Source organism: Citrobacter sp. CF971, from assembly GCF_006385635.1.
GTDB classification, from domain to species: Bacteria; Pseudomonadota; Gammaproteobacteria; order Enterobacterales; family Enterobacteriaceae; genus Citrobacter; species Citrobacter freundii.
The window spans coordinates 163,136-184,921 of the sequence record NZ_CP041047.1; the positions used below are offsets into that span (position 1 = coordinate 163,136).

The 21,786-nt window shown below is 48.4% G+C and carries 22 protein-coding genes and 3 pseudogenes; 5 read left to right on the top strand and 20 right to left on the bottom strand.

Annotation, left to right across the window (positions count from 1 at the left end):
• Positions 1-91: 91 nt before the first annotated feature.
• From E6P06_RS01035 to E6P06_RS01055, 5 genes are all read right to left on the bottom strand, one after another.
• Entirely contained in the window at positions 92-490 is a 399-nt protein-coding gene (locus tag E6P06_RS01035) for a hypothetical protein (RefSeq protein WP_016241545.1), read from the bottom strand.
• Positions 491-511: 21 nt separating this feature from the next.
• Complete coding sequence (locus tag E6P06_RS01040; protein WP_009651680.1) at positions 512-829, bottom strand: hypothetical protein; 318 nt, start codon at positions 827-829, stop codon at positions 512-514.
• Between the two features lie 87 nt (positions 830-916).
• Positions 917-1,402 (bottom strand): hypothetical protein, encoded by a 486-nt coding sequence (locus E6P06_RS01045; RefSeq protein WP_007372340.1) that lies wholly within the window; start codon positions 1,400-1,402, stop codon positions 917-919.
• Between the two features lie 410 nt (positions 1,403-1,812).
• Positions 1,813-2,679, bottom strand: a complete 867-nt coding sequence (locus tag E6P06_RS01050; RefSeq protein WP_008786567.1) for a RepB family plasmid replication initiator protein — start codon at positions 2,677-2,679, stop codon at positions 1,813-1,815.
• Positions 2,680-3,251: 572 nt separating this feature from the next.
• Positions 3,252-3,500: a hypothetical protein gene (locus tag E6P06_RS01055; protein WP_016241546.1), complete on the bottom strand. Its 249-nt coding sequence runs from the start codon at positions 3,498-3,500 to the stop codon at positions 3,252-3,254.
• Positions 3,501-4,425: 925 nt separating this feature from the next.
• On the opposite strand from E6P06_RS01055, the gene E6P06_RS01060 reads away from it, so the two are divergent.
• On the top strand, positions 4,426-5,544 hold the full coding sequence (locus E6P06_RS01060) for a RepB family plasmid replication initiator protein (RefSeq protein ID WP_016241547.1): 1,119 nt from the start codon (positions 4,426-4,428) through the stop codon (positions 5,542-5,544).
• Between the two features lie 1,528 nt (positions 5,545-7,072).
• On the opposite strand, the gene E6P06_RS01065 is transcribed toward E6P06_RS01060, so the two are convergent.
• From E6P06_RS01065 to E6P06_RS01080, 4 genes are all read right to left on the bottom strand, one after another.
• Entirely contained in the window at positions 7,073-7,792 is a 720-nt protein-coding gene (locus tag E6P06_RS01065) for an HNH endonuclease signature motif containing protein (RefSeq protein WP_007372337.1), read from the bottom strand.
• 153 nt (positions 7,793-7,945) lie between these two features.
• On the bottom strand, positions 7,946-8,371 hold the full coding sequence (locus tag E6P06_RS01070; RefSeq protein WP_016241550.1) for a hypothetical protein: 426 nt from the start codon (positions 8,369-8,371) through the stop codon (positions 7,946-7,948).
• Between the two features lie 111 nt (positions 8,372-8,482).
• Positions 8,483-8,785: a hypothetical protein gene (locus E6P06_RS01075; RefSeq protein ID WP_007372336.1), complete on the bottom strand. Its 303-nt coding sequence runs from the start codon at positions 8,783-8,785 to the stop codon at positions 8,483-8,485.
• Between the two features lie 136 nt (positions 8,786-8,921).
• On the bottom strand, positions 8,922-9,467 hold the full coding sequence (locus E6P06_RS01080) for a hypothetical protein (RefSeq protein WP_007372335.1): 546 nt from the start codon (positions 9,465-9,467) through the stop codon (positions 8,922-8,924).
• A 416-nt stretch (positions 9,468-9,883) separates the two neighbouring features.
• Between E6P06_RS01080 and E6P06_RS01090 the strand changes: the two genes are divergently transcribed.
• The 3 genes and pseudogenes from E6P06_RS01090 to E6P06_RS01100 all read left to right on the top strand — a co-directional run.
• A protein-coding gene (locus E6P06_RS01090; protein ID WP_103215986.1) for an IS1-like element IS1A family transposase occupies positions 9,884-10,581 on the top strand; the annotation gives its coding sequence in 2 pieces (ribosomal slippage) (positions 9,884-10,133 and positions 10,133-10,581; 699 coding nt in all).
• Positions 10,582-10,597: 16 nt separating this feature from the next.
• A pseudogene (gene lacY / locus E6P06_RS01095) lies at positions 10,598-11,062 on the top strand (lactose permease); the annotation flags it as partial.
• Between the two features lie 65 nt (positions 11,063-11,127).
• Positions 11,128-11,268: pseudogene (locus tag E6P06_RS01100) on the top strand (maltose acetyltransferase domain-containing protein); the annotation flags it as partial.
• A gap of 14 nt (positions 11,269-11,282) precedes the next feature.
• Here the strand turns inward: E6P06_RS01100 and E6P06_RS01105 are convergent.
• The 8 genes and pseudogenes from E6P06_RS01105 to E6P06_RS01135 form a co-directional block, all read right to left on the bottom strand.
• A pseudogene (locus E6P06_RS01105) lies at positions 11,283-11,978 on the bottom strand (IS1 family transposase).
• 174 nt (positions 11,979-12,152) lie between these two features.
• Positions 12,153-12,518 (bottom strand): hypothetical protein, encoded by a 366-nt coding sequence (locus E6P06_RS01110; RefSeq protein WP_008786579.1) that lies wholly within the window; start codon positions 12,516-12,518, stop codon positions 12,153-12,155.
• Positions 12,519-12,644: 126 nt separating this feature from the next.
• Complete coding sequence (locus tag E6P06_RS01115) at positions 12,645-12,845, bottom strand: hypothetical protein (RefSeq protein WP_007372322.1); 201 nt, start codon at positions 12,843-12,845, stop codon at positions 12,645-12,647.
• A 122-nt stretch (positions 12,846-12,967) separates the two neighbouring features.
• Complete coding sequence (dnaB, locus tag E6P06_RS01120; protein ID WP_007372321.1) at positions 12,968-14,380, bottom strand: replicative DNA helicase; 1,413 nt, start codon at positions 14,378-14,380, stop codon at positions 12,968-12,970.
• 14 nt (positions 14,381-14,394) lie between these two features.
• Positions 14,395-14,763, bottom strand: coding sequence for a hypothetical protein (locus E6P06_RS01125; RefSeq protein WP_007372320.1), 369 nt, complete (start codon positions 14,761-14,763; stop codon positions 14,395-14,397).
• Positions 14,760-15,269: a hypothetical protein gene (locus E6P06_RS01130; RefSeq protein WP_223307977.1), complete on the bottom strand. Its 510-nt coding sequence runs from the start codon at positions 15,267-15,269 to the stop codon at positions 14,760-14,762. The genes E6P06_RS01125 and E6P06_RS01130 overlap by 4 nt, the downstream gene beginning before the upstream one ends.
• A gap of 166 nt (positions 15,270-15,435) precedes the next feature.
• Positions 15,436-15,624: a hypothetical protein gene (locus tag E6P06_RS28160; RefSeq protein ID WP_317811428.1), complete on the bottom strand. Its 189-nt coding sequence runs from the start codon at positions 15,622-15,624 to the stop codon at positions 15,436-15,438.
• A protein-coding gene (locus tag E6P06_RS01135) for an IS5-like element ISKpn26 family transposase (RefSeq protein ID WP_016156491.1) occupies positions 15,606-16,585 on the bottom strand; the annotation gives its coding sequence in 2 pieces (ribosomal slippage) (positions 15,606-15,706 and positions 15,706-16,585; 981 coding nt in all). Before E6P06_RS01135 ends, E6P06_RS28160 begins: the two co-directional genes overlap by 19 nt.
• A gap of 366 nt (positions 16,586-16,951) precedes the next feature.
• On the opposite strand from E6P06_RS01135, the gene malT reads away from it, so the two are divergent.
• Complete coding sequence (gene malT, locus E6P06_RS01140; RefSeq protein ID WP_106672542.1) at positions 16,952-19,657, top strand: HTH-type transcriptional regulator MalT; 2,706 nt, start codon at positions 16,952-16,954, stop codon at positions 19,655-19,657.
• A 40-nt stretch (positions 19,658-19,697) separates the two neighbouring features.
• Here the strand turns inward: malT and E6P06_RS01145 are convergent, their stop codons facing one another.
• From E6P06_RS01145 to glpE, 3 genes are read right to left on the bottom strand one after another with little or no spacing between them, the layout of a single operon-like run.
• Positions 19,698-20,456: a DeoR/GlpR family transcriptional regulator gene (locus tag E6P06_RS01145; protein ID WP_047372811.1), complete on the bottom strand. Its 759-nt coding sequence runs from the start codon at positions 20,454-20,456 to the stop codon at positions 19,698-19,700.
• 17 nt (positions 20,457-20,473) lie between these two features.
• A complete protein-coding gene (gene glpG / locus E6P06_RS01150) occupies positions 20,474-21,304 on the bottom strand; it encodes a rhomboid family intramembrane serine protease GlpG (protein ID WP_106672543.1) in 831 nt (276 codons plus the stop codon).
• 59 nt (positions 21,305-21,363) lie between these two features.
• A complete protein-coding gene (glpE, locus tag E6P06_RS01155; RefSeq protein ID WP_047372809.1) occupies positions 21,364-21,693 on the bottom strand; it encodes a thiosulfate sulfurtransferase GlpE in 330 nt (109 codons plus the stop codon).
• Positions 21,694-21,786: the final 93 nt, after the last annotated feature.

Sequence of the window (21,786 nt, forward strand, 5' to 3'; positions counted from 1 at the left end):
ACAACATGTTGGGTGGAGCGGACAATTCAAATGGTGAATTACCGTCTTATATCATTGGCGCTAACAAACTCCGTAGCATTAGATTTGAAGGCTAGTTTTCAACACTATGGGATCCCGAAATAAGTTCTCCCCCCCGCTCCCGGTAAGCTTTCGTTAATACCGCATAACTTTCTGAATTAACATGCTCATCAACCCCCGAACAAATCAGCCGGTTCGTCGGTGCTTCAAAAGCGTGGCGTTCGTATTTTTCGACCACGCGACAATCTTCCGACCATCTCTTGCCGAGCAACAAATCATTTGTGGTAATTGATGGAAACATCATCAATGCAAAAATTCCCCCAAGACAGCCTATTGGCACGAGCCACATGCAAACGATCTTGTTTTCGGAGCGTACAAATTTCAACCCGATGGTAGCGCCTATGATAGTCACGACAAATACCACCAGCAGAATTTTTAAGGGTAAAATCAGATCTGCGGCATAAATTAGCATTAATCATATCTCCTTAACTTTTCAATATTTGGTTCCTTCAAAAAGCCATCCATACTTTCCTTCATCTGGATGATCTGTCTTGTAGTTTATCTGGCAAGTGGTGAACTGACGCATCCATTCTCGTGACCTAAAAAATTTCCCACGAGGAAGTTTATCGCCAGGTAAGCATTGTTCAGCCCATTCGACAAAAGCAGGACAAACCCCCTTAAAGTGAGGAATAACAACTTGCGTGGCTTCTTTACGCATTACTGCTGACTGAATGGTTTTGGGATCAATCGTCATGGCTTCACAGGCTAACCCGACTTCACAAACATTTCTATTCTGCTGATGTTCTGTCATAGCGCCTTCCAGTTGAAGTTAAGTAGGGTCAGTTTGGATTTGAAAATTGTTGTACGGTAAGCCTGTTCTTGAACCTGCTTCGTGATCTTATGCCCGTTTGATGGCCACGGACTGACGCAAAAGTGCAAGAACGTCACTGACACTCATATCCCACGCATCCGCCTGCCGTTTCAGAATAAATGCCCCTACTTCCATTCTTTGGGCATGGTTCAACATATGCGTCAGCATATCCCCACCATGAGAAAAGTTTATCCCGCAGCCGGATGCACCATTGTTGATGAGCGTAAAACCTTTGTTTTTATCGGTTCCGTGAAAGTTTGCCCTCATCTCCTTTTCCAGCCCGAACAATACCGCGCAACATTGAGTTAATTCATAGCGATTCAGCTGGATGACGCGCTTAAGCTCCCATTGGGCTTCTTTTGCGCCATCAGCAATCGGAGCCATAGTGATGTTCACCGTGGGAAACGCATCCTTACCAGGCGAAACCACATATTGAAAATCAAGAGCAGTACGTTTTGCGCCCGTTTGCCGGTCTGCATAAAGCTTCAGCTGCTTACCAAATGTCGAAGTCATAACTATCCTCCAGAACTTAATTTACCCTGGTCATTCCAGCCGACAAAAGATTGTCGGGTTGTTTTCTACAGGCCTTCCCTCTCAATCCCACCGGGTATATTTTCCCCTTCCCTCTCGTTCCCACCGGCGATAAAAACTGTGCAGATTAAAAAAGTATCTTTTTGGGATTAGGCGAACAGCAGTAATTATAAAGAGGAGTGTTATTTTCTTTATTTTTCATGGTAATACAAGTTGTATTCAATAGAGGCCTGACGCGCCCCATCAGCTTTTCAGATGTAAATGGGACTATTTATCCTTTAGCGACTACAAAATCACGGGTGGGTTTGAGAGGGAAACGTCAACTTAGTGTTTTTGACCGGTGGGAATGAGACAGCACATTCCCGGAACCGGGCAAAAAGACGTTTCAAACATCAGGAACCTGTTAGTTTGGGATTCCGATCCGTGATCTGAATGGTGGGTACGCTGGTGTCCACCAGGTAGTAAAATTTCAGGTAACCGATGCTGGCAAGCACATCGAGAGCAGTTCGCATTTTCCGGTTCTGTTCGGCAATGCGCCCATTGAGCAGTAAACGCTGTCGAAGTCTGTCAAAGGTGATCGGGGCTGGATGTTGAGGTAGCGCTTCAAAAAATGTATAGAGCGCCTGAGCCGTTTCATTCCTGGTAAGTAGCTCCAGGGGTTTCTTCCGCAACAGAGTAAGATGATCTGAACGGTACAAATCCCAGAGTCGTTCGTCGGCTTCCAGGATGATGTAATCACTTTCACCATCAAATTCCGCCTCTTTCAGCAACCCGGCTACTTTGAACTTGGTGATCCCCGGGTTCTTCTCAAACCGAATGCTTTTTGAGCGAATCTTCGTCAACGAATCGGCTATCTCATTGCGCAGTTTCGTGCTGTAGCGTTTTGATGGGTAGCCGCAGAGTTTGGCAAATTCACTAAAGGGCATTTTAATCCGGTTACCTTTCAGCGCATCAGGCGATACGCTGAAGGAATGGACGATTGCTGTCCAGCACCGGAAGTCCTGGAAATAATTCAGCATCGGGCCGGTGATCTTTATGTCCGTGTACCCTTCCTGTTTTGCAATTTCCAGACTGGATAGCGCTTCCGTCACGTTTAGCGTGACCGTTGCCTCTGTTCGGCAACTGGGAGTAAAAACGCCCAGGCGGAGCAGTGATACAGGTTGTACTGATGAATTTTTTGTCACCGTCAGCTTTCCAGTCGACGGCTGATTGAAGTCGGGAATAGCGTCCTTGAAAAGAAGAACTTCATTCGAGTTCATCGTGTGGATCCCCCAGTTTTATTGTTATTTTCCGGGTATCTTGGAATGCCCAGTCCGGGCGAATGTATCACGGTGATTTTTATTGATCATGAGAAATAGGGGTCATTTAGTCCCCATTTATCGGGTATTGGTTTTTATTTGTACTAAATCAATACGTTATTTCAGAGATGAATCGGATAAATGTCGTTGACATCAAATTTTTGATCTGCTGCCAGTGTGGACAAAAAATGAATACCGATCACCTATTTTTGAGATTTGTTACGTATGATTATGTTTTTATTTGATGTTTTCATTAGCACAGCAGATGTTGATAATTAAGTTCCTTTCCCCTTCCAATCCCACCGTTATTCCCTTTGAACACCACCAGCTACCAGGCTAACCCCACCGACAGCCCTTCAGAGCTCACTTTTTTCCCTCTCAACCCCACCGGGGCAGGTCTTCAGAGCTTACCAGCTGCGGGTTTGCGGGAGCGGGGATCTTTTTGGTTCTATTTGGTCTTAATCTGGATCGATCTGTTGATCTACCCGGTGGATATGTGGATTAGTTGAGTCACGTCCTTGTTACTCGGTTGCTTAAATTTGGCCACTACGAACTGTCTCAATACCACTCTGAACAACATCCCAGTTGATACCGATATCACCATCGTGAGTTCGGTCTATCAACGCTAAGGTCGACTCAGCTTCGCTAGCTGAAACCTGCGGCATGTTTCGGTCTATTGCTAACTCCTGAACATCAGACTTGTACCAGACACGGACTAGCACCTTTTCGTCAGGGTTCATTTTTTGCAGCTTTGCGATAATTTCTTTTGCAGTTGCGTACATGTGAGTGCCTCTTATCGTTTTGTTTACACAATCAGTAAAGCACCGAGTCAGTAGCTGACGAAGGCAAAAAAGATACTTTTCCACAGGACAGTTCCAATAAAGAGATCCCAAAGGTGCAACGGAGTACAAAAGAGATCCCTGTACGCTGCAAGCCGCATGGTTACTGGGCTCAAGGGCATTTTATGACAATGGTAATGACTTTTTTGACATTGGTAATGATTAAAATGACATTGGTAGTGACTATTTCGACGTTAGTAGTGAGTATTTGTGACAATGGTAGTGAGTTTTATTGTGTGATCTGAAGGTATAACTCTTAAAGAGTTTTGAGTATATTTCTATTATAATTCATATAGATACCATCTATCACCTGTATGATGAAACAAAATTATTAAAATCTTATCCACTGTTTTCTATACGCATTTTCCTTTCATGCCCGTACATATTTTCGACAATTTAGCTATTCGATGTTGATTTAACTCGAAGAGAGAATTTATCCCCATTTTCCACAAGGTAGTTCCAATAATTAGTACCTTACGAGTTCCCATAGATCACAAGAGATCCCCGCAGCTCGGAAGCCAGACGGCACAAGGCCTGGAAGCCAATCGGTGACAACGGTAGTGATTATTTTGACATTGGTAGTGAGTTTTTTAACGGTAGTAGTGAGTTTTTTGACAACGGTAGTGATTGCGGCGACAATGGTAGTGATTTTTTAAAGGATCTTTTTCACCGGAATTGATCCTTTGTTGATAAACTACGTATGTATTTGTTTTTATGTGAATTTCAGAGTTTTATATTTAGTCGTGGCGTTTTTTTAGCCTGGACTTATGCACAATCTGAGATCGTCGCAGAGATCCCTTAAGTGACACTGAGGGCTTTGGGCGATAGTATTCAATAATCTGTTGATTAATACAGTCGATAAACCACTATGACCAATGAGAAAGATTCTGAGCAGCAAGGCCAGATGGTTACCAGGGCTTTCTCTGTAACAGAGAGAGAGACAGGTAAAGAAATTATTTTACGTCCTAATAGCAGCAGGACGGTTCAGTCTATCGCGCTCATGCGCCTTGGGTTGTTTGTGCCATCACCAAAAAGCGTTGGCCGTCAGAGTCGTGAATACAAAACTGTTGGCTTTGATGCCACGAAAGAACTACAGACACTTTCTTTGATGGAGAGCGAGGGTTTCACCAATATCTCGATCGTGGGTCAGCGCCTCGATATGTCTGTTGACTTCAAAACGTGGATGGGAATCATCCGAACGCTAGCTAACCATCCGATTGATAACGATAAGATCAGCCTCAAATTTACTGAGTTTCTGAAGCTCTGTAACCCTGAAAATTATCGTTCCTCTACCGCATCCCGTAAGCGTATCGACGCGTCGTTACGCAGGCTGGCATCCGTGATGTTGTCCTTCACCAGCACCCACTCGTCAAAGGTGTATACGACGCACCTGGTGCAGTCTGCCTTGCTTGACCCGGACTCTGATCAGGTAGAGCTACAGATAGACCCTAAGATATTCGAGTTGTATCAGTACGACCACAAGGTTTTGATGCAGCTGAAGGCTATCAAGGAACTGGCGAAAAAAGAGAGCGCACAGGCGCTTTACACGTTCATTGAGTCACTTCCACCAAATCCAATCCCGATCTCCTTAACGAGACTTAAGAACCGATTAAATCTTAAGACCCGTGCCAACAGCCAGAACGCCACAGTACGTAAGGCATTGGAGGAGCTGGCATCCATTGGTTACCTTCAGTACACCGAAGTAAAAAAAGATGGGAAGGTTTATTTCCAGATCCACAAACGCGATCCTGATTTGAATCTGAACAATATCCAACCACCACCTGATGGTGATGGCGAGGGTGATGCTGATGAGGAGAACAATGGCACGTCGGGTAAAAATAATGGTGAGCCACTGGAAGGTGAATTGTGCCCACCAGATGAGCCCATTGATGGGGATGAAACGTTAACCATCCATGACTTAACAGCTGAAGAACTTCACTACATTCGCAGCCTTAGAAGCCAGAAAAAGAACAATCCCGCCAGCTAGCATTCCCTCCGGGCTGTCAGATGACGGCCTGGAACCCTCCCTCCCTGCACATCGTCAGAGAATCCTGTTTAGCTTAATGACAACGGTATTGAGTGACGCGGTCACTACTGTTGTCATTGCGGGGTGACCACTCATGACAATGGTAATGAGACTAGATAGCTCACTACTGTTGTCATCATCGACATCTCTCCAGACCAGCTTCTCAGGGAAGGTCTTACACCGCTCACTACCATTGTCGGAATCGCCGGTACAGACAAATCGCTGATACCCATGACACCATGACATCGGCAATGAGTCTTGGCAGCTCACTGCTGTTGTCATCATCGACAACTCTCCAGAGCAGCTTCTCGGAGAAGACCTCATACCGCTCACTACCATTGTCGGCATCGTCAGTACGGATTTATCGCTGATTCCCATGACACAATGACAACGGTAATGAGTGATTTGACTCACTACCGCTGTCATTTGCTCCCGGCGCATTTGAATGACCACTGTATTGACTAAGAATACTCACTACCGTTGTCATTCATGATTCAGACCAAGTTCTTACTGCTCCACCAGCACAATGACAACGGAAATGAGTTCTGTTGGTCATTACCGTTGTCATATGCATTCCAGGTTAATCAGGCCTTTCAGGTAGCTATGGTAAGGATTCACTCGCCGTACTGTCTGCTCGTACTTGAGGGGCGGGATGAATGACCGTGGTAGTGACCGCGTCACTCCCTGTCGTTGTCGTTGTATGAATACATGGCCTGTCGGTGACAATGGAAATGAGTCCAACCGCTGTCGTAGCTAACCTGATTGGTCAATGACAATGGATGTGATTTTTTCAAGTCTCTACCATTGTCATCGTTTCCAAGTACATTTCAGTGGGGTCGTTCCGGCGATGACGAATCAAGTGAGTGCGGGATCACAACCATTGTCGAGGCACAACTTGCCGGTTGTAGCCATACCGAACGCTGCGACAACGATAGTGATCTCGATCACTCATTACCGTTGTCACCAGGCGGATGGTGAAGCACCAGAATCACTACTGTTGTCATCTAACATTCTGCTACCCATGCAACCAATGACGATGGTAGTGAGCAACGCCGTCTACTTGCTGTATATAGGGATAGTATGATGAGCCATAACAATGGTAATGACTCACTACCATTGTCATAGTTCCTGTACTTGATTGCCGGTAACCAGACAAGGGTTAACCATTAAGTCACTACCGTTGTCATTACAGAAAGGTACTTTCCTTAATTGTCATTACCGTTGTCGACCATGCACCCTCTTACCAGTAGTAACGGTTCGTTAATTATGTGAAGGTGATCATTACCATTGTCACTGGTTACACTCCCGGCAGATTCAAAAATCGAGTGACAATGGATGTGAGTTCGATGCGCAGGACGGCATCTCAGTGCCGATGGCAATAGTTATGAGCTGACCAGACTGGTGACAACGATAATGAGCCAAGCATTGAAGCCCGTTTGCTACGACAACGGTAATGATTAGGCCTCACTACCGTTGTCAGACACGATGCTTACTTCGGCCAGGTAAGTTCATCCCACCGGGATTTTAACCAGGCAGGGTTTACAGGTTTTCTTGTCGGTAATATTGGCCGAGCTTCATACGCGATGAGATCGTCATCCTTAGCCAGGATAGTGGGGTGGAAATGGATTGTCAGGGTGCTGGGATTAATCACACACAGGCCGTTGTCGTATAACCGATGTATGTCTGCCCGAAGCCACAGGCCATTACTCCAGTGGTCAGAGCCCGCTTTATGATGCTCAATCAGATGTGCTGCTTCTCCCCTGCATTTTGTCTTCACACCGGTGACGACACACCGCTCCATGCAGTTGAAGTATACCCTGTCGCTGAATTTCTTCTGATCAGGACGGGACATCGCACCGTACCGGCGATATCCAAAGCGTTTTGGTGAGACTTTCTCATCCAGGTCATCGTCAAATGAATCCTGACTCTCAGGCCGGAAGGTCTTCAGACGAACTTCCCAGCGAATGCCGTCACGTGCAAATTGCTGCCCTACGCGTGGGTCATCATCAGGCCAGATAGCTATTCCCTTAGCTTTAACAGCCAGCCGGAACTGGCGGGCATCAGCAGGGGTTCCCGTGCGGGTTAGTGTCATAAATTCATGGACACTCCGGTACTCCACTGGTTCTCCTGATGAGCCAGCAGGCCTGGCGAGAACCTTGTCTTTAATATCGCGGGCGAGTTTATCGGTTTGATTTTTATCTGAAGCCATGTGAGCTATGCCATACCGGAAGAGGGAGGCATGAATAATGGGCTGTTTTCCGAGGATAAGCCATAGATACTCACTACTGTTGTCATTCTTGTCGATGACAACAGTAGTGAGTCTGGTTGGTATGCATCATGTCGAAATCGGAGCACCGGTGACTTATCGAATAGTCTGAACTGACTTGTAATGCGCTTGTGCAGGGTGGCCATAAGCCGTATTCGAGCGTGGAACTTCGAGGTGACCCGGCATCCATCCGGTCGTTTTTGCAACCCAGAAACAGCGTTCCTCACCGTCATCGGTAGTGACTCTAACACGACAACCTTCAAGCCCAATTAGTTGGGGGGAAAGATTACCGGGGCAGCATTTCCGGGAAGCGTTAGCATATACCTGCCCGCGCCGCATGAGTTCTGCACATTGTTCAAAATGTTCTTCTGTACCCAGTGCAGCTACTGGTGCTTCAACGTCCATCCAGTCAGCTACGGCGGTTGCTTTTGTATGCAGGAGATCAAATCCGTAGCTTGATAGAATAGAGCCACATTTAAGAACATAGAGCTGCTGCTCTTTGTTAATGTTTTCGAGTTTCATAGCCGCTCCTGTTAGATTATCGTTGCCTGTTATTTAAAACATGGCTTTTCAGTAAATAAATAACCACACCTGCATGACGATTGGGACGCGATAATAAATAACGAGTATCTATTAGCTTTGAGTGCCGAAAAAACCACAATCCATAAGTTGCTCACCAACGGTATTGTCGAATAACATATCGTCTACTGAAACTTCATAGCTATTCTCTGATGAAAAATATCCAGCGTTATCATAGTCGACTTCTAAAGCGTCACCATCAATAACCACAACCTCAGTATTAACGAAAAGATCATCAAGGTCTGAAATAACCTCAATATCTTCACTCTGTTCATCGGTAATGACAATGACAACCATATCATCTTCAAACTCGGAAGCTGATACTTCATCATATCTTGCTGCAATTAAATCTGACATATTAGCCTCCAGTTGAATGTGATTGCCTATATGTCTATATTACCACCCACATGCTTGTGACGAAGTGATTTGGCTTATTTTTAATCGTTTAAAACAAAAAAGCCACCCCGGTTATTTCCTTGGTGGCTAATTGATATTATCCCTCGGCTAGTTCCAGCGCTTCCTTCTGGGAAGTGGCTTCACCGAACCAGACCAGATCATAATGCGTGAAGTCAGTAGATAACATGCTCCTGACCCGTTGTTCCTCTGTTGCCACAGTGCGGCTATAGACAGCTACACAGCGCTCTCTCTTCCCGCCCCGCAATGATGAAGGGCTGTTGAAAATCGCAAAACACATCGTTTCCGGCTTAACGTTAACCCCGCCCATTTTTTCAATGACGTAATCATAGGCAATTTTTTCAATGTCATAAAATGAGCCGTCAGATGACACCATTGAATATTTCAGAACAGTACCCCCCAGAGCTCGCTTAATCTGGTGCTCCCTTTGCTGCTCGTTGTTCCAGCGAAAGGTTTGACGGCTGCTGGGGTGTCCTACTTTCTGTTCCGCTTTTGCACGTGGGCTATAGCCGTCAGCAATGAGTGAATCCATAAATTCACGCATTGATAAAATCTTACCGTTATGACGAATTTGTTTGGCTAGGAAGTTTTCAATACGTTTTTCGTTGGCTTTTTGAAGTGTCATTTTTTCTGGCCTATGGTTCGTTGTCGTTATATTCAGTAAACCATAGGTCGTTCATGTGACGAAACGTGTATTTATTCAACCCTATCTTCAATTATTTCGGTCATTAGAAAACGCAAATGATGATTATCGCCATCAGGATTGATTTTGTTTTTGTGATAATCCATTACGCTTACATTTCTTGCTTGTTTGAAGTGGTAATTATCCATCGCGTTTACAGTTTTCTCATAGTAAGCTTCAGCTGAATAATCCAATAAACTTCGATAATAGGCAGCGACAACATCCCATCGACGATTTTCCGATGCTTTACATAACTCTTCGTCGTCACCTATTGCCGCTATGATATAACCATATATATAGCCAAGGTGATGCTGCCAACTTACTGATTTAGTGTATGATGGTGTTTTTGAGGTGCTCCAGTGGCTTCTGTTTCTATCAGCTGTCCCTCCTGTTCAGCTACTGACGGGGTGGTGCGTAACGGCAAAAGCACTGCCGGACATCAGCGCTATCTCTGCTCTCACTGCCGTAAAACATGGCAACTGCAGTTCACTTACACCGCTTCTCAACCCGGTACGCACCAGAAAATCATTGATATGGCCATGAATGGCGTTGGATGCCGGGCAACTGCCCGCATTATGGGCGTTGGCCTCAACACGATTTTACGTCACTTAAAAAACTCAGGCCGCAGTCGGTAACCTCGCGCATACAGCCGGGCAGTGACGTCATCGTCTGCGCGGAAATGGACGAACAGTGGGGATACGTCGGGGCTAAATCGCGCCAGCGCTGGCTGTTTTACGCGTATGACAGGCTCCGGAAGACGGTTGTTGCGCACGTATTCGGTGAACGCACTATGGCGACGCTGGGGCGTCTTATGAGCCTGCTGTCACCCTTTGACGTGGTGATATGGATGACGGATGGCTGGCCGCTGTATGAATCCCGCCTGAAGGGAAAGCTGCACGTAATCAGCAAGCGATATACGCAGCGAATTGAGCGGCATAACCTGAATCTGAGGCAGCACCTGGCACGGCTGGGACGGAAGTCGCTGTCGTTCTCAAAATCGGTGGAGCTGCATGACAAAGTCATCGGGCATTATCTGAACATAAAACACTATCAATAAGTTGGAGTCATTACCCGTAACGACAATGGGCGAATTACTTAACGCCTCGATTATGTTTTTTGCGCCACTGATCATTAATCGCATCGGTGGGAAAAACGCCCTGCTGCTGGCTGGCACTATTATGTCAGTACGTATTATTGGCTCATCGTTCGCTACCTCAGCACTGGAAGTGGTTATTCTGAAAACGCTGCATATGTTTGAAGTACCGTTCCTGCTGGTGGGCTGCTTTAAATATATTACCAGCCAGTTTGAAGTGCGTTTTTCAGCGACGATTTATCTGGTCTGTTTCTGCTTCTTTAAGCAACTGGCGATGATTTTTATGTCTATTCTGGCGGGCAATATGTATGAAAGCATCGGTTTCCAGGGCGCTTACCTGGTGCTGGGTCTGGTGGCGCTGGGCTTCACCTTAATTTCCGTGTTCACGCTTAGCGGCCCCGGCCCACTTTCTCTGCTGCGTCGCCAGGTGAATGAAGTCGCTTAAGAAATTAATGTCGGATACGGCGCGAGCGCCTTATCCGACCAACTTATCAGGACGGAATGTTAAAAATGAACATGTCGATGACAGAAAAAATAAAAGCAGGCAAGCTATTTACCGATATGTGCGAAGGCTTACCTGAAAAAAGACTTCGTGGGAAAACATTAATGTATGAGTTCAATCACTCGCATCCATCAGAAGTTGAAAAAAGGGTAATGACTCCAACTTATTGATAGTGTTTTATGTTCAGATAATGCCCGATGACTTTGTCATGCAGCTCCACCGATTTTGTGAGCGACAGCGACTTCCGTCCCAGCCGTGCCAGGTGCTGCCTCAGATTCAGGTTATGCCGCTCAATTCGCTGCGTATATCGCTTGCTGATTACGTGCAGCTTTCCCTTCAGGCGGGATTCATACAGCGGCCAGCCATCCGTCATCCATATCACCACGTCAAAGGGTGACAGCAGGCTCATAAGACGCCCCAGCGTCGCCATAGTGCGTTCACCGAATACGTGCGCAAACCGTCTTCCGGAGCCTGTCATACGCGTAAAACAGCCAGCGCTGGCGCGATTTAGCCCCGACGTATCCCCACTGTTCGTCCATTTCCGCGCAGACGATGACGTCACTGCCCGGCTGTATGCGCGAGGTTACCGACTGCGGCCTGAGTTTTTTAAGTGACGTAAAATCGTGTTGAGGCCAACGCCCATAATGCGGGCGGTTGCCCGGCATCCAACGCCATTCATGGCCATATCAATGATTTTCTGGTGCGTACCGGGTTGAGAAGCGGTGTAAGTGAACTGCAGTTGCCATGTTTTACGGCAGTGAGAGCAGAGATAGCGCTGATGTCCGGCGGTGCTTTTGCCGTTACGCACCACCCCGTCAGTAGCTGAACAGGAGGGACAGCTGATAGAAACAGAAGCCACTGGAGCACCTCAAAAACACCATCATACACTAAATCAGTAAGTTGGCAGCATCACCTGATGTGCCAAAGTCGATTACCTGTTGCATGGTTCACCTGTTTATTTATTCGTTTTGTATATTTATTTAAACACGGGCGTACCAGCTGACGAATAAGGCCAGCGGTATTATTTAATGATTTATTTAGTAATCGGGGATGGAAATAATTGATCAAGACAACTCATTGGTTTGCCAATGGCATTTGTGAGCTTTAGAATTTCTCCCGGCGTAACTGCCTTAAGCATTTCAGAGCGCCCTTCACGGATATATTCATCTACAGACATATTCCGCCATCCTGCTTTTGGTCGATTACTGCAACCTTGCCAGTTTGAATCAGCATTATCCCGACGAAGAACATATACATCGATAGAGCGAGTTAACCCTGCACCGAACGCAGCCTGAGCAGTAATTTTCACTTCAGATCCATCCTTGCGTTTAATGACCTGCGATATACGCGTGATTAACTCTTCAGGTGCGGATGCGTTGTTCTGAGTTTCATTTGTCATAAAACACCTCGTGAATATTGTCCGGTTTGTTTACTTATTAAATCACGAGGCATTCGGGTGACGAAGTGATGTTCAGAAAGATACTTTTCTTTGCTGGAGCAGGCTTAACCGTTGGTTGTCTGGATGCTACCATTCATAAGAAATGACGGTTAGCGTATCACTCACCTGTTCTTTGGTGATCTTTGGTTTTACCGGTTCGGGTAAAATTGTAATCGAAATTTGAATAGTTGCCGTTGCCTGTTGCTTTTTATCACCACTATTTCCCTCATCCTGTGCCAGTGCATTCCATGAAACAACGAATAATAAAGCTGAGAGTATCGTTTTCATTTTACACCTATATAAAAGATTGCTGTCCGTAGAACCATTATCTATCGGGCCAATCAGCTGGCGAAATTAAACAGTCGAAAACCTTTAATTAAATATCAGGATAAGGTCAGTAGCTTTTATGGTCAGTCGTCATCATGATACTCAGGGCCACCATAATTATCAAATCGAGACCATTGACCATTAAATGTGAGACGTACTGTCCCTATAGGCCCGTTGCGCTGTTTACCTATGATAATTTCGGCTATACCTTTCATATCGCTATTTTCGTGATAGACCTCATCACGGTAAATAAACATGATCAGGTCAGCATCCTGCTCAATGGAGCCTGACTCTCGCAAATCTGAGTTTACCGGACGTTTATCGGCACGTTGTTCAAGCGAGCGGTTTAGTTGCGATAAAGCGATTACCGGTACATTCAGCTCTTTTGCCAGTGCTTTCAGAGATCGGGAGATTTCAGCAATTTCCAGAGTTCTGTTGTCAGATAACGACGGTACACGCATCAACTGAAGGTAGTCGATCATAATGAGGCTAAGCCCACCGTGTTCGCGGGACAATCGACGCGCCCGGGAGCGAACGTCCATAGGTGTTAGGCCAGAGCTGTCATCAATGTAAATGTTCTTTTTTTCCAGCAGCAGTCCCATTGTGCCGGATAACCGGGCCCAGTCCTCGTCATCGAGCTGTCCGGTTCGGATGCTGGTCTGGTTGACGCGTGATAGCGATGCCAGTGAGCGCATCATGAGCTGTTCCGTAGGCATTTCCAGGCTGAAAATCATGACGGGCTTATCGTTTGTCAGCGATACATTCTCGCAGATGTTCATTGCAAACGTAGTTTTCCCCATTGAGGGTCTGGCAGCGATAATAATCAAATCCGAGGGCTGTAGACCGGCTGTCTTCTTGTTCACGTCCACGTAGCCGGTATCAACTCCAGTGACCCCGTCATGGGGACGCTGGAACAAGGCTTCAATCTTGGTAACGGTTCTGTCCAGAATGCTGCTGATATTTTCCGGCCCACCGCTTTTATTTCCCCTTTGCTCTGCAATCTGGAAAATCCGGCTTTCTGCAAGATCAAGCAATTCGTCACTTGTCCTACCTTCCGGGTTGTAACCGGCCTCGGTTATTTCGTTGGCAACTTTTATCATTTCCCTGATTACGGCACGTTCCCTGACGATCTGCGCGTAGGCAATTATATTTGCCGCACTGGGCGTATTTTTTGACAGTTCTGCCAGATAGGCGAAACCGCCGAGACTATCCAGCTTACCTTCTCCCTCGTTTTCGATGTGCTCAGCGAGGGTTATCAAATCAATCGGGAATTGATTCGCAACGAGCGATCTCATTGCAGAGAAAATTGAGCGATGCGGTCGAGAACTAAAATCCTGCTCACTAACGATTTCTGCCACATCATCCCATCTCTGGTTTTCAAGCATTAACCCGCCCAGCACGGACTGTTCCGCTTCTATCGATTGCGGAGGGGTTTTTAAGCTGTATTCAGCTGTTTGCTTTGTCTCACCTGTTTCGGTAAACGAGATGTCCGCCATAGTCATAAGTGGCCTCAGAGGTTCTGGAATAGCTTTTGTTTTTGTAATTGTCGTGCGCATTCCGATACCAACTCCGGGTAACTGGATGCTATTGCCTTTAGAATTGCTTCAGAGAGCTCATTCGCTTCATCAGAGCGGCCCACCAGCCTCAGCTCGGCTACTGTACCGGGGTCGCAGTTTGTCAGGTTGGCGCGGGCGTAATTGACTTTCAGCCGCGCCAGAAATTCCACCCCGGGCTTGCGCTTCACCGCGTGGACAGAAAGTGTTTTTCGGCAAAATCGACCAGCTGTACGGCGTTCGTGATGCTCCAGAGCTTTTGCTTCCAGCTCCTGCCCGGCGATAACGGTCACATAGAGGCTACTAATCAACGCCGATACATTCATGCAGCAATCCCCCGCTTATTAGCCAGCGCAACGGTATCCAGAAGTACGAAGTCATCAAGCAGGTTCAGTCCTGCGGGCGTCTTCTGATCACGCCATAGCGCATCCAGTACATCGGTGTCTGGCATTCCCGTTGGGATTAGGCTTAGAAGTTCGGATAACGTATCTACCTGTAGCATGTGGCAGATAGAAGCCAGCATTATTCCCTCTGACGCTTTATCCATAAGACCACCGATCAGAATCTGAATTTCCGGGGTCATAACAAAATGCTCATAATTGGATTTATTGAATCGGCACTGAATGAGTTTATAACCCTTGAACTCAGTAATTAACTCCTGAAGGAATACATGCAGCATATCTGGTTTTGTTTTTCTAATAGCCGCTACCTGCATTGCAATTTTTAAAATGCCATCATCAACTCTTTCGTGCGGGCATCCTGCGGAGGAATAAATACTTTTTGCCTTTTCGAGCCAATTTTGCAGCTCGATATAATTAGTCTGAATATTCAACGCGACCCCCATTGCTATCCAAAAAAGTCTATAACCCTGATATTTTAATGCGCTCCTGTCTATCATCGAAAAATTTAAGACAGCAAAATGCGGCCATTTATATGTGCAAAAATATGAGCCGGTTTATCCGGCCCATCAGAATGAAAAGGAATTTTATGCAGGTCTGTTAAAGACCTGCTGGGAGGTTAGGGAAGGTGCGAATAAGCAGGTCATTTCTTCCCAAGCTGACTCGCTGATTAAAATTTCGCGGATCTGGGCCGATTTTTTTCCCGCAAACACATCGAATCAGCCTATTTAGGCTATTTTTTCCACCATTTCTGGCGTTATTTCCGGTTTTTACTGAGATCTCTCCCACTGACGTATCATTTGGTCCACCCGAAACAGGTTGGCCAGGGTGAATAACATCGCCAGTTGGTTATCGTTTTTCAGCAGCCCTTGTATCTGGCTTTCACGAAGCCGAACTGCCGCTTGATGATGCGAAACGGGTGCTCCACCCTGGCACGGATGCTGGCTTTCATGTATTCGATGTTGATGGCCGTTTTGTTCTTGCGCGGATGCTGCTTCAAGGTTTTTACCCTGCCGGGACGCTCGGCGATCAGCCAGTCCACATCCACCTCGGCCAGCTCCTCGCGCTGTGGCGCTCCTTGGTAGCCGGCATCGGCTGAGACAAATTGCTCCTCTCCATGAAGCAGATTACCCAGCTGATTGAGGTCATGCTCGTTGGCCGCGGTGGTGACCAGGCTGTGGGTCAGGCCACTCTTGGCATCGACACCAATGTGGGCCTTCATGCCAAAGTGCCACTGATTGCCTTTCTTGGTCTGATGCATCTCCGGATCGCGTTGCTGCTCTTTGTTCCTGGTAGAGCTGGGTGCCTCAATGATGGTGGCATCCACCAAAGTGCCTTGGGTCATCATGACGCCTGCTTCGGCCAGCCAGCGATTGATGGTCTTGAACAATTGACGGGCCAGTTGATGCTGCTCGAGCAGGTGGCGGAAATTCATGATGGTGGTGCGATCCGGCAGGGCGCTATCCAGGGATAATCGGGCAAACAGGCGCATGGAGGCGATTTCGTACAGGGCATCTTCCATGGCACCGTCGCTCAGGTTGTACCAATGCTGCATGCAGTGAATACGCAGCATGGTCTCCAGCGGATAGGGCCGTCGGCCATTGCCCGCCTTGGGATAAAACGGCTCGATGACAGCGGTCATATTCTGCCATGGCAGAATCTGCTCCATGCGGGAGAGGAAAATCTCTTTTCGGGTCTGACGGCGCTTAGTGCTGAATTCACTATCGGCGAAGGTGAGTTGATGGCTCATGATGTCCCTCTGGGATGCGCTCCGGATGAATATGATGATCTCATATCAGGAACTTGTTCGCACCTTCCCTATTTGTGCGATTACATCGCTATTTTGGGAAATATTCCACTAAAGCCCCCAAAACATGCAAAACTATTTCGCCTTATTTTGAACCGCCTTACTGCAAATCGGGCTGCATGCCCTTTCGCCACAGGTACTGTCTCTTTATTCACAACTCAAATAGAAATGTGACATAGTGCAAATTCACAATCGTCAGATCCGGACATAACTTGCAATAATTCGGAATTTATCCGACTTTATTTATATTAATTACGAAGCGCAAAAAAAATCGTTTTTCCCCTATGTCCTCACAGCGAAGTGATAACTATGTTGATTCCGTCTAAATTAAGTCGCCCGGTACGCCTCGACCATACTGTCGTTCGTGAGCGTCTGCTGGCTAAACTTTCCGGCGCGAACAATTTTCGGCTTGCGCTGATCACTAGCCCGGCAGGGTACGGAAAAACAACGCTCATTTCTCAATGGGCTTCCGGTAAAAATGACGTCGGCTGGTTTTCGCTGGATGAAGGCGACAACCAACAGGAACGTTTTGCCAGCTATTTCATTGCGGCCATTCAGCAAGCCACCGGTGGGCATTGCGTCAGCAGTGAGGTGATGGCGCAAAAACGCCAGTACGCCAGCCTCTCCTCCCTCTTTGCCCAGTTATTTATTGAACTGGCAGAGTGGCAACGCGCGCTCTATCTGGTGATTGATGACTACCACCTCATCACCAACCCGGTAATTCATGAAGCCATGCGCTTCTTCTTGCGCCATCAGCCAGAAAACCTGACGCTGATTGTGCTGTCGCGCAATTTACCGCAGTTAGGCATCGCCAACCTGCGCGTACGTGAACAGCTGCTGGAGATCGGCAGCCATCAACTGGCCTTTAATCATCAGGAAGCGAAGCAATTTTTCGATTGCCGCCTGACCTCGCCCATCGAAGCGGCAGAGAGCAGCCGCCTGTGTGATGACGTTGCCGGCTGGGCCACTGCGCTACAACTCATTGCCCTTTCCGTACGCCAGAATCACAGCGCCGCGCAGCAATCCGCTCGCCGTCTGGCGGGGATCAACGCCAGCCACCTGTCCGACTATCTTGTGGATGAGGTGCTGGATAATGTGGATGCCAGTACGCGCCTGTTCTTACTGAAAAGCTCATTATTGCGCTCTATGAACGATGCGCTGATTGTCCGTGTCACTGGCGAAGAAAATGGTCAGATGCGGCTGGAAGAAATTGAGCGCCAGGGGCTATTCCTGCAGCGCATGGATGACTCCGGCGAGTGGTTCAGCTACCACCCGCTGTTCGGCAATTTCCTGCGCCAGCGCTGCCAGTGGGAACTGGCGACTGAACTACCGGAAATTCATCGCTCGGCAGCAGAAAGCTGGATGGCGCAGGGTTTCCCCAGCGAAGCCATTCATCACGCACTGGCCGCGGGCGACGGTATCATGTTACGGGATATTCTGTTGCATCACGCCTGGGGGTTGTTCAATCACAGCGAACTCAGCCTGCTGGAAGCATCGCTGAAAGCGCTGCCGTGGGAAAGCCTGCTGGAAAACCCTCGCCTGGTTCTGCTACAGGCCTGGCTGATGCAAAGCCAGCATCGCTACAGTGAAGTGAATACCTTGCTGGCCCGTGCCGAGCAGGAGATGACCACCCGAATGGATGCCTCCCTGCATGGTGATTTCAACGCGTTACGCGCGCAGGTCGCGATCAATGATGGTGACGCCGTCGAAGCGGAACGTCTGGCCATGGTCGCTCTCGACGAACTGCCGCTCGCCAATTACTACAGCCGTATTGTCGCCACATCGGTACATGGCGAAGTGCTGCACTGCAAAGGGCAACTCACCAACTCCCTGGCGTTAATGCAGCAAACCGAACAGATGGCGCGCCGCCACGACGTGTGGCACTACGCCTTATGGAGCCTGATTCAGCAAAGCGAAATTCTTTTTGCGCAAGGCTTCCTGCAGGCCGCCTGGGAGACCCAGGAAAAAGGGTTTGTCCTGGTGCGCGAACAGCATCTTGAACAACTGCCGATGCACGAATTCTTACTGCGCATTCGTTCGCAGTTGCTCTGGGCCTGGGCACGCCTTGACGAATCTGAGGCCGCCGCCCGCCAGGGGATGGAGGTTCTCGCCTCCTTCCAGCCGCAGCAACAGTTACAGTGTCTGGCGCTGGTGATTCAAAACTCGCTGGCAAGAGGCGATTTGGATAACGCGCGCGCGCATTTGCATCGTCTGGAAAACTTGCTGGGTAACGGTCAGTATCACAGCGATTGGGTATCGAACGCCGATAAGGTTCGGGTGATTTACTGGAACATGACAGGGGATCGCAAATCCGCAGCACAGTGGCTTCGCCAGACGCCTAAACCGGAGTTCGCTAATAACCATTTCCTGCAAGGGCAGTGGCGTAATATCGCCAGAGCGCAAATTCTGCTCGGTGATTTCGATCCAGCCGAAATGGTCCTCGAAGAGCTTAACGAGAACGCCCGCAGTCTGCGCCTGATGAGTGATTTGAATCGCAACCTGCTGTTACTGAATCAGCTGTACTGGCAGTCCGGACGCAAAAACGACGCACAGCGTGTGCTACTTGAGGCGCTGCAGCTTGCCAACCGCACCGGGTTTATCAGCCACTTTGTCATAGAGGGCGAGGCGATGGCGCAGCAATTGCGTCAGCTTATTCAACTCAACACATTGCCGGAGCTGGACCAGCACCGCGCGCAGCGTATTCTGCGCGACATCAACCAACATCACCGGCATAAGTTCGCCCATTTTGACGAGAACTTCGTTGAACGTTTACTGAACCATCCGGAAGTGCCGGAACTTATCCGTACCAGTCCGTTAACCCAGCGAGAGTGGCAGGTTTTGGGGCTTATTTACTCAGGCTATAGTAATGAGCAGATCGCCGGTGAGCTCGCCGTAGCGGCGACCACCATTAAAACGCATATCCGTAATTTGTATCAGAAGCTGGGGGTTGCTCACCGTCAGGATGCCGTGTTGCATGCCCAGCGGCTGCTGAAAATGATGGGCTATGGCGTCTGAGTTCAGGTCGGGCTGGCGCAACGCCGCCCGACACTATCTCTCAGCATAACTCTAACTGGATGTTATTACTGGTGATCACCTGCATGACGCCCGCAGGTGGCATAGTATCGGTGTACACTGCATTCACCATGCTGATACTGCCCATATTAACCATCGCGTTACGTCCAAACTTCGAGTGATCCACCACCAACATCGCATGGCGGGAGTTTTCAATGATCGCCCGTTTGGTGCGGACTTCATGATAGTCAAACTCAAGCAGCGAACCATCAGCGTCAATGCCACTGATACCAAGAATGCCAAAGTCCAGACGGAACTGAGAGATAAAGTCCAGCGTAGCTTCGCCGACAATGCCGCCGTCACGGCTACGCAATTCGCCGCCCGCGAGGATGACGCGGAAATCTTCTTTTTTCAGCAGCGTATTTGCCACATTGAGATTGTTAGTCACCACGCGTAAATCGCTATGATCGAGCAGCGCGTGCGCCACGGCTTCCGGGGTAGTTCCAATATCAATAAACAACGTTGCGCCGTTCGGGATCTGGCTGGCCACTTTACGGGCAATCCGTTCTTTCTCCGCCGTTTGCGTTGCCTTACGGTCATGCCAGGAGGTGTTGACGGAGCTGGAAGGTAGCGCAGCCCCCCCGTGGTGGCGCAGGATTTTGTTTTGATCAGCCAGATCGTTCAGATCGCGGCGAATCGTCTGCGGACTTACCGAGAATTGCTCTACCAGTTCTTCCGTGCTGACATATCCCTGCAGTTTAACCAGTTCAATGATCGCGTCATGACGTTGTGTTTGTTTCATGAAATGTCTCTGGATAATTATGTTCGTTTTCGCGCATTCAATGTATCTACCAGCGCCATCGCAAGGCCAATCACCAGCCCGCCGGTGTGGGCGCCGATAGCCGTATCCACTGCTGAGATGCCAAACCAGTCAGCAACCAGTAACACGACCGTAAAAATAACCAGTCCACGGGGCAGCCAGACCGGGCGTTCCGGGTCTCGCTCACCCCGTAGCCACACATAACCAATCAATGCATAGACCACACCTGACAGACCACCAAACCAGGGGCCCGTCAGTTTGTACTGTAAAAAGCCGCTCAGTAACGCGCTGATAAGCGTGATCACCACCAGCTTGCCGCTTCCCAGACGTTTTTCAACGGCTCCGCCAAGATACCACCACCAGAACAGGTTAAAGATGATATGAACCAGCGAAAAGTGCATTAGCGCATGGCTAAAGTAGCGCCAGGCTTCAAATTTCAGCGAGGCGTCATAGGGCCAGGCAAGCCAGACCATCACGGTCTGATCGTCAGACATACTCATCAGGATAAAGACCAGCACGCAAGCCGCGAAGACAGAGAGGGTAATCGGCCCACCGCGCTCCCGTAGCGCCGTGCGCAGAGAAAATCCACGGTAGTGCAAACCGCTGCCTGTCTCTCCGGATTGCCAGCTTGCGGCGAGATAACGTGGATCGGTGGGATTTTCCAGAAAACGCGCCAGTTCAGCTTTCACGCGCTCAGCCTGGCTTTCGTCCGCCAGCCAGATATCGCTTTGCGAGTGGTGTTGAATCGTAAGAATGACGCCCTGTGTTTGCATGTAATCGACAAACGCCTGGGCGACGCGCGGGTTGGTAAATGATGTAATCATCAACATGGCTGGCGGTCGCTTTGTCTCCGGAAAAGAGCACAGTATAGCGGCAGATTCATCACTCTCTAAAGGGATCCCTGCGTGACTTCCGCTGGAAAGTGACGGTGCCAGGCATCAAAGCCACCATCGACGCTGAATACCGAATCATAGCCTTGCTGGAGCAGGTATTGTGCCGCACCTTTACTGCTATTGCCGTGGTAGCACATCACCATGACCGGGGTATCGAAGTCGGTTTCACGCATAAACGCCCCGAGCGTATCGTTTGTTAAATGAAAAGCGCCCGGCGTATGGCCAATCGCATAGCTTTGCGGGTCACGAATATCGACCAGAACCGCCTGCTTAAGCTGCAGTTTCTGGTGGGCCTCTTCAACATTAATACAGACAAAATGATCCATTCTGATCTCTTTTCTTTTACGTATGACAGGTGGTACGCCTGCTTCTTCCCGTATACATCAGGGCGGAAAAAGCAGGCTGCATAAGTTTACCGC

Coding starts and splice junctions, on each gene's coding strand:
- E6P06_RS01060 (WP_016241547.1), top strand. CDS start 4,426: ATGACCAATGAGAAAGATTCTGAGCAGCAAGGCCAGATGGTTACCAGG.
- E6P06_RS01065 (WP_007372337.1), bottom strand. CDS start 7,792: ATGGCTTCAGATAAAAATCAAACCGATAAACTCGCCCGCGATATTAAA.
- E6P06_RS01115 (WP_007372322.1), bottom strand. CDS start 12,845: ATGAAAACGATACTCTCAGCTTTATTATTCGTTGTTTCATGGAATGCA.
- E6P06_RS01035 (WP_016241545.1), bottom strand. CDS start 490: ATGCTAATTTATGCCGCAGATCTGATTTTACCCTTAAAAATTCTGCTG.
- glpE (WP_047372809.1), bottom strand. CDS start 21,693: ATGGATCATTTTGTCTGTATTAATGTTGAAGAGGCCCACCAGAAACTG.
- malT (WP_106672542.1), top strand. CDS start 16,952: ATGTTGATTCCGTCTAAATTAAGTCGCCCGGTACGCCTCGACCATACT.
- E6P06_RS01070 (WP_016241550.1), bottom strand. CDS start 8,371: ATGAAACTCGAAAACATTAACAAAGAGCAGCAGCTCTATGTTCTTAAA.
- E6P06_RS01045 (WP_007372340.1), bottom strand. CDS start 1,402: ATGACTTCGACATTTGGTAAGCAGCTGAAGCTTTATGCAGACCGGCAA.
- E6P06_RS01075 (WP_007372336.1), bottom strand. CDS start 8,785: ATGTCAGATTTAATTGCAGCAAGATATGATGAAGTATCAGCTTCCGAG.
- E6P06_RS01055 (WP_016241546.1), bottom strand. CDS start 3,500: ATGTACGCAACTGCAAAAGAAATTATCGCAAAGCTGCAAAAAATGAAC.
- glpG (WP_106672543.1), bottom strand. CDS start 21,304: ATGTTGATGATTACATCATTTACCAACCCGCGCGTCGCCCAGGCGTTT.
- E6P06_RS01125 (WP_007372320.1), bottom strand. CDS start 14,763: ATGAATGTATCGGCGTTGATTAGTAGCCTCTATGTGACCGTTATCGCC.
- E6P06_RS01110 (WP_008786579.1), bottom strand. CDS start 12,518: ATGACAAATGAAACTCAGAACAACGCATCCGCACCTGAAGAGTTAATC.
- dnaB (WP_007372321.1), bottom strand. CDS start 14,380: ATGGCGGACATCTCGTTTACCGAAACAGGTGAGACAAAGCAAACAGCT.
- E6P06_RS01040 (WP_009651680.1), bottom strand. CDS start 829: ATGACAGAACATCAGCAGAATAGAAATGTTTGTGAAGTCGGGTTAGCC.
- E6P06_RS01050 (WP_008786567.1), bottom strand. CDS start 2,679: ATGAACTCGAATGAAGTTCTTCTTTTCAAGGACGCTATTCCCGACTTC.
- E6P06_RS01080 (WP_007372335.1), bottom strand. CDS start 9,467: ATGACACTTCAAAAAGCCAACGAAAAACGTATTGAAAACTTCCTAGCC.
- E6P06_RS01145 (WP_047372811.1), bottom strand. CDS start 20,456: ATGAAACAAACACAACGTCATGACGCGATCATTGAACTGGTTAAACTG.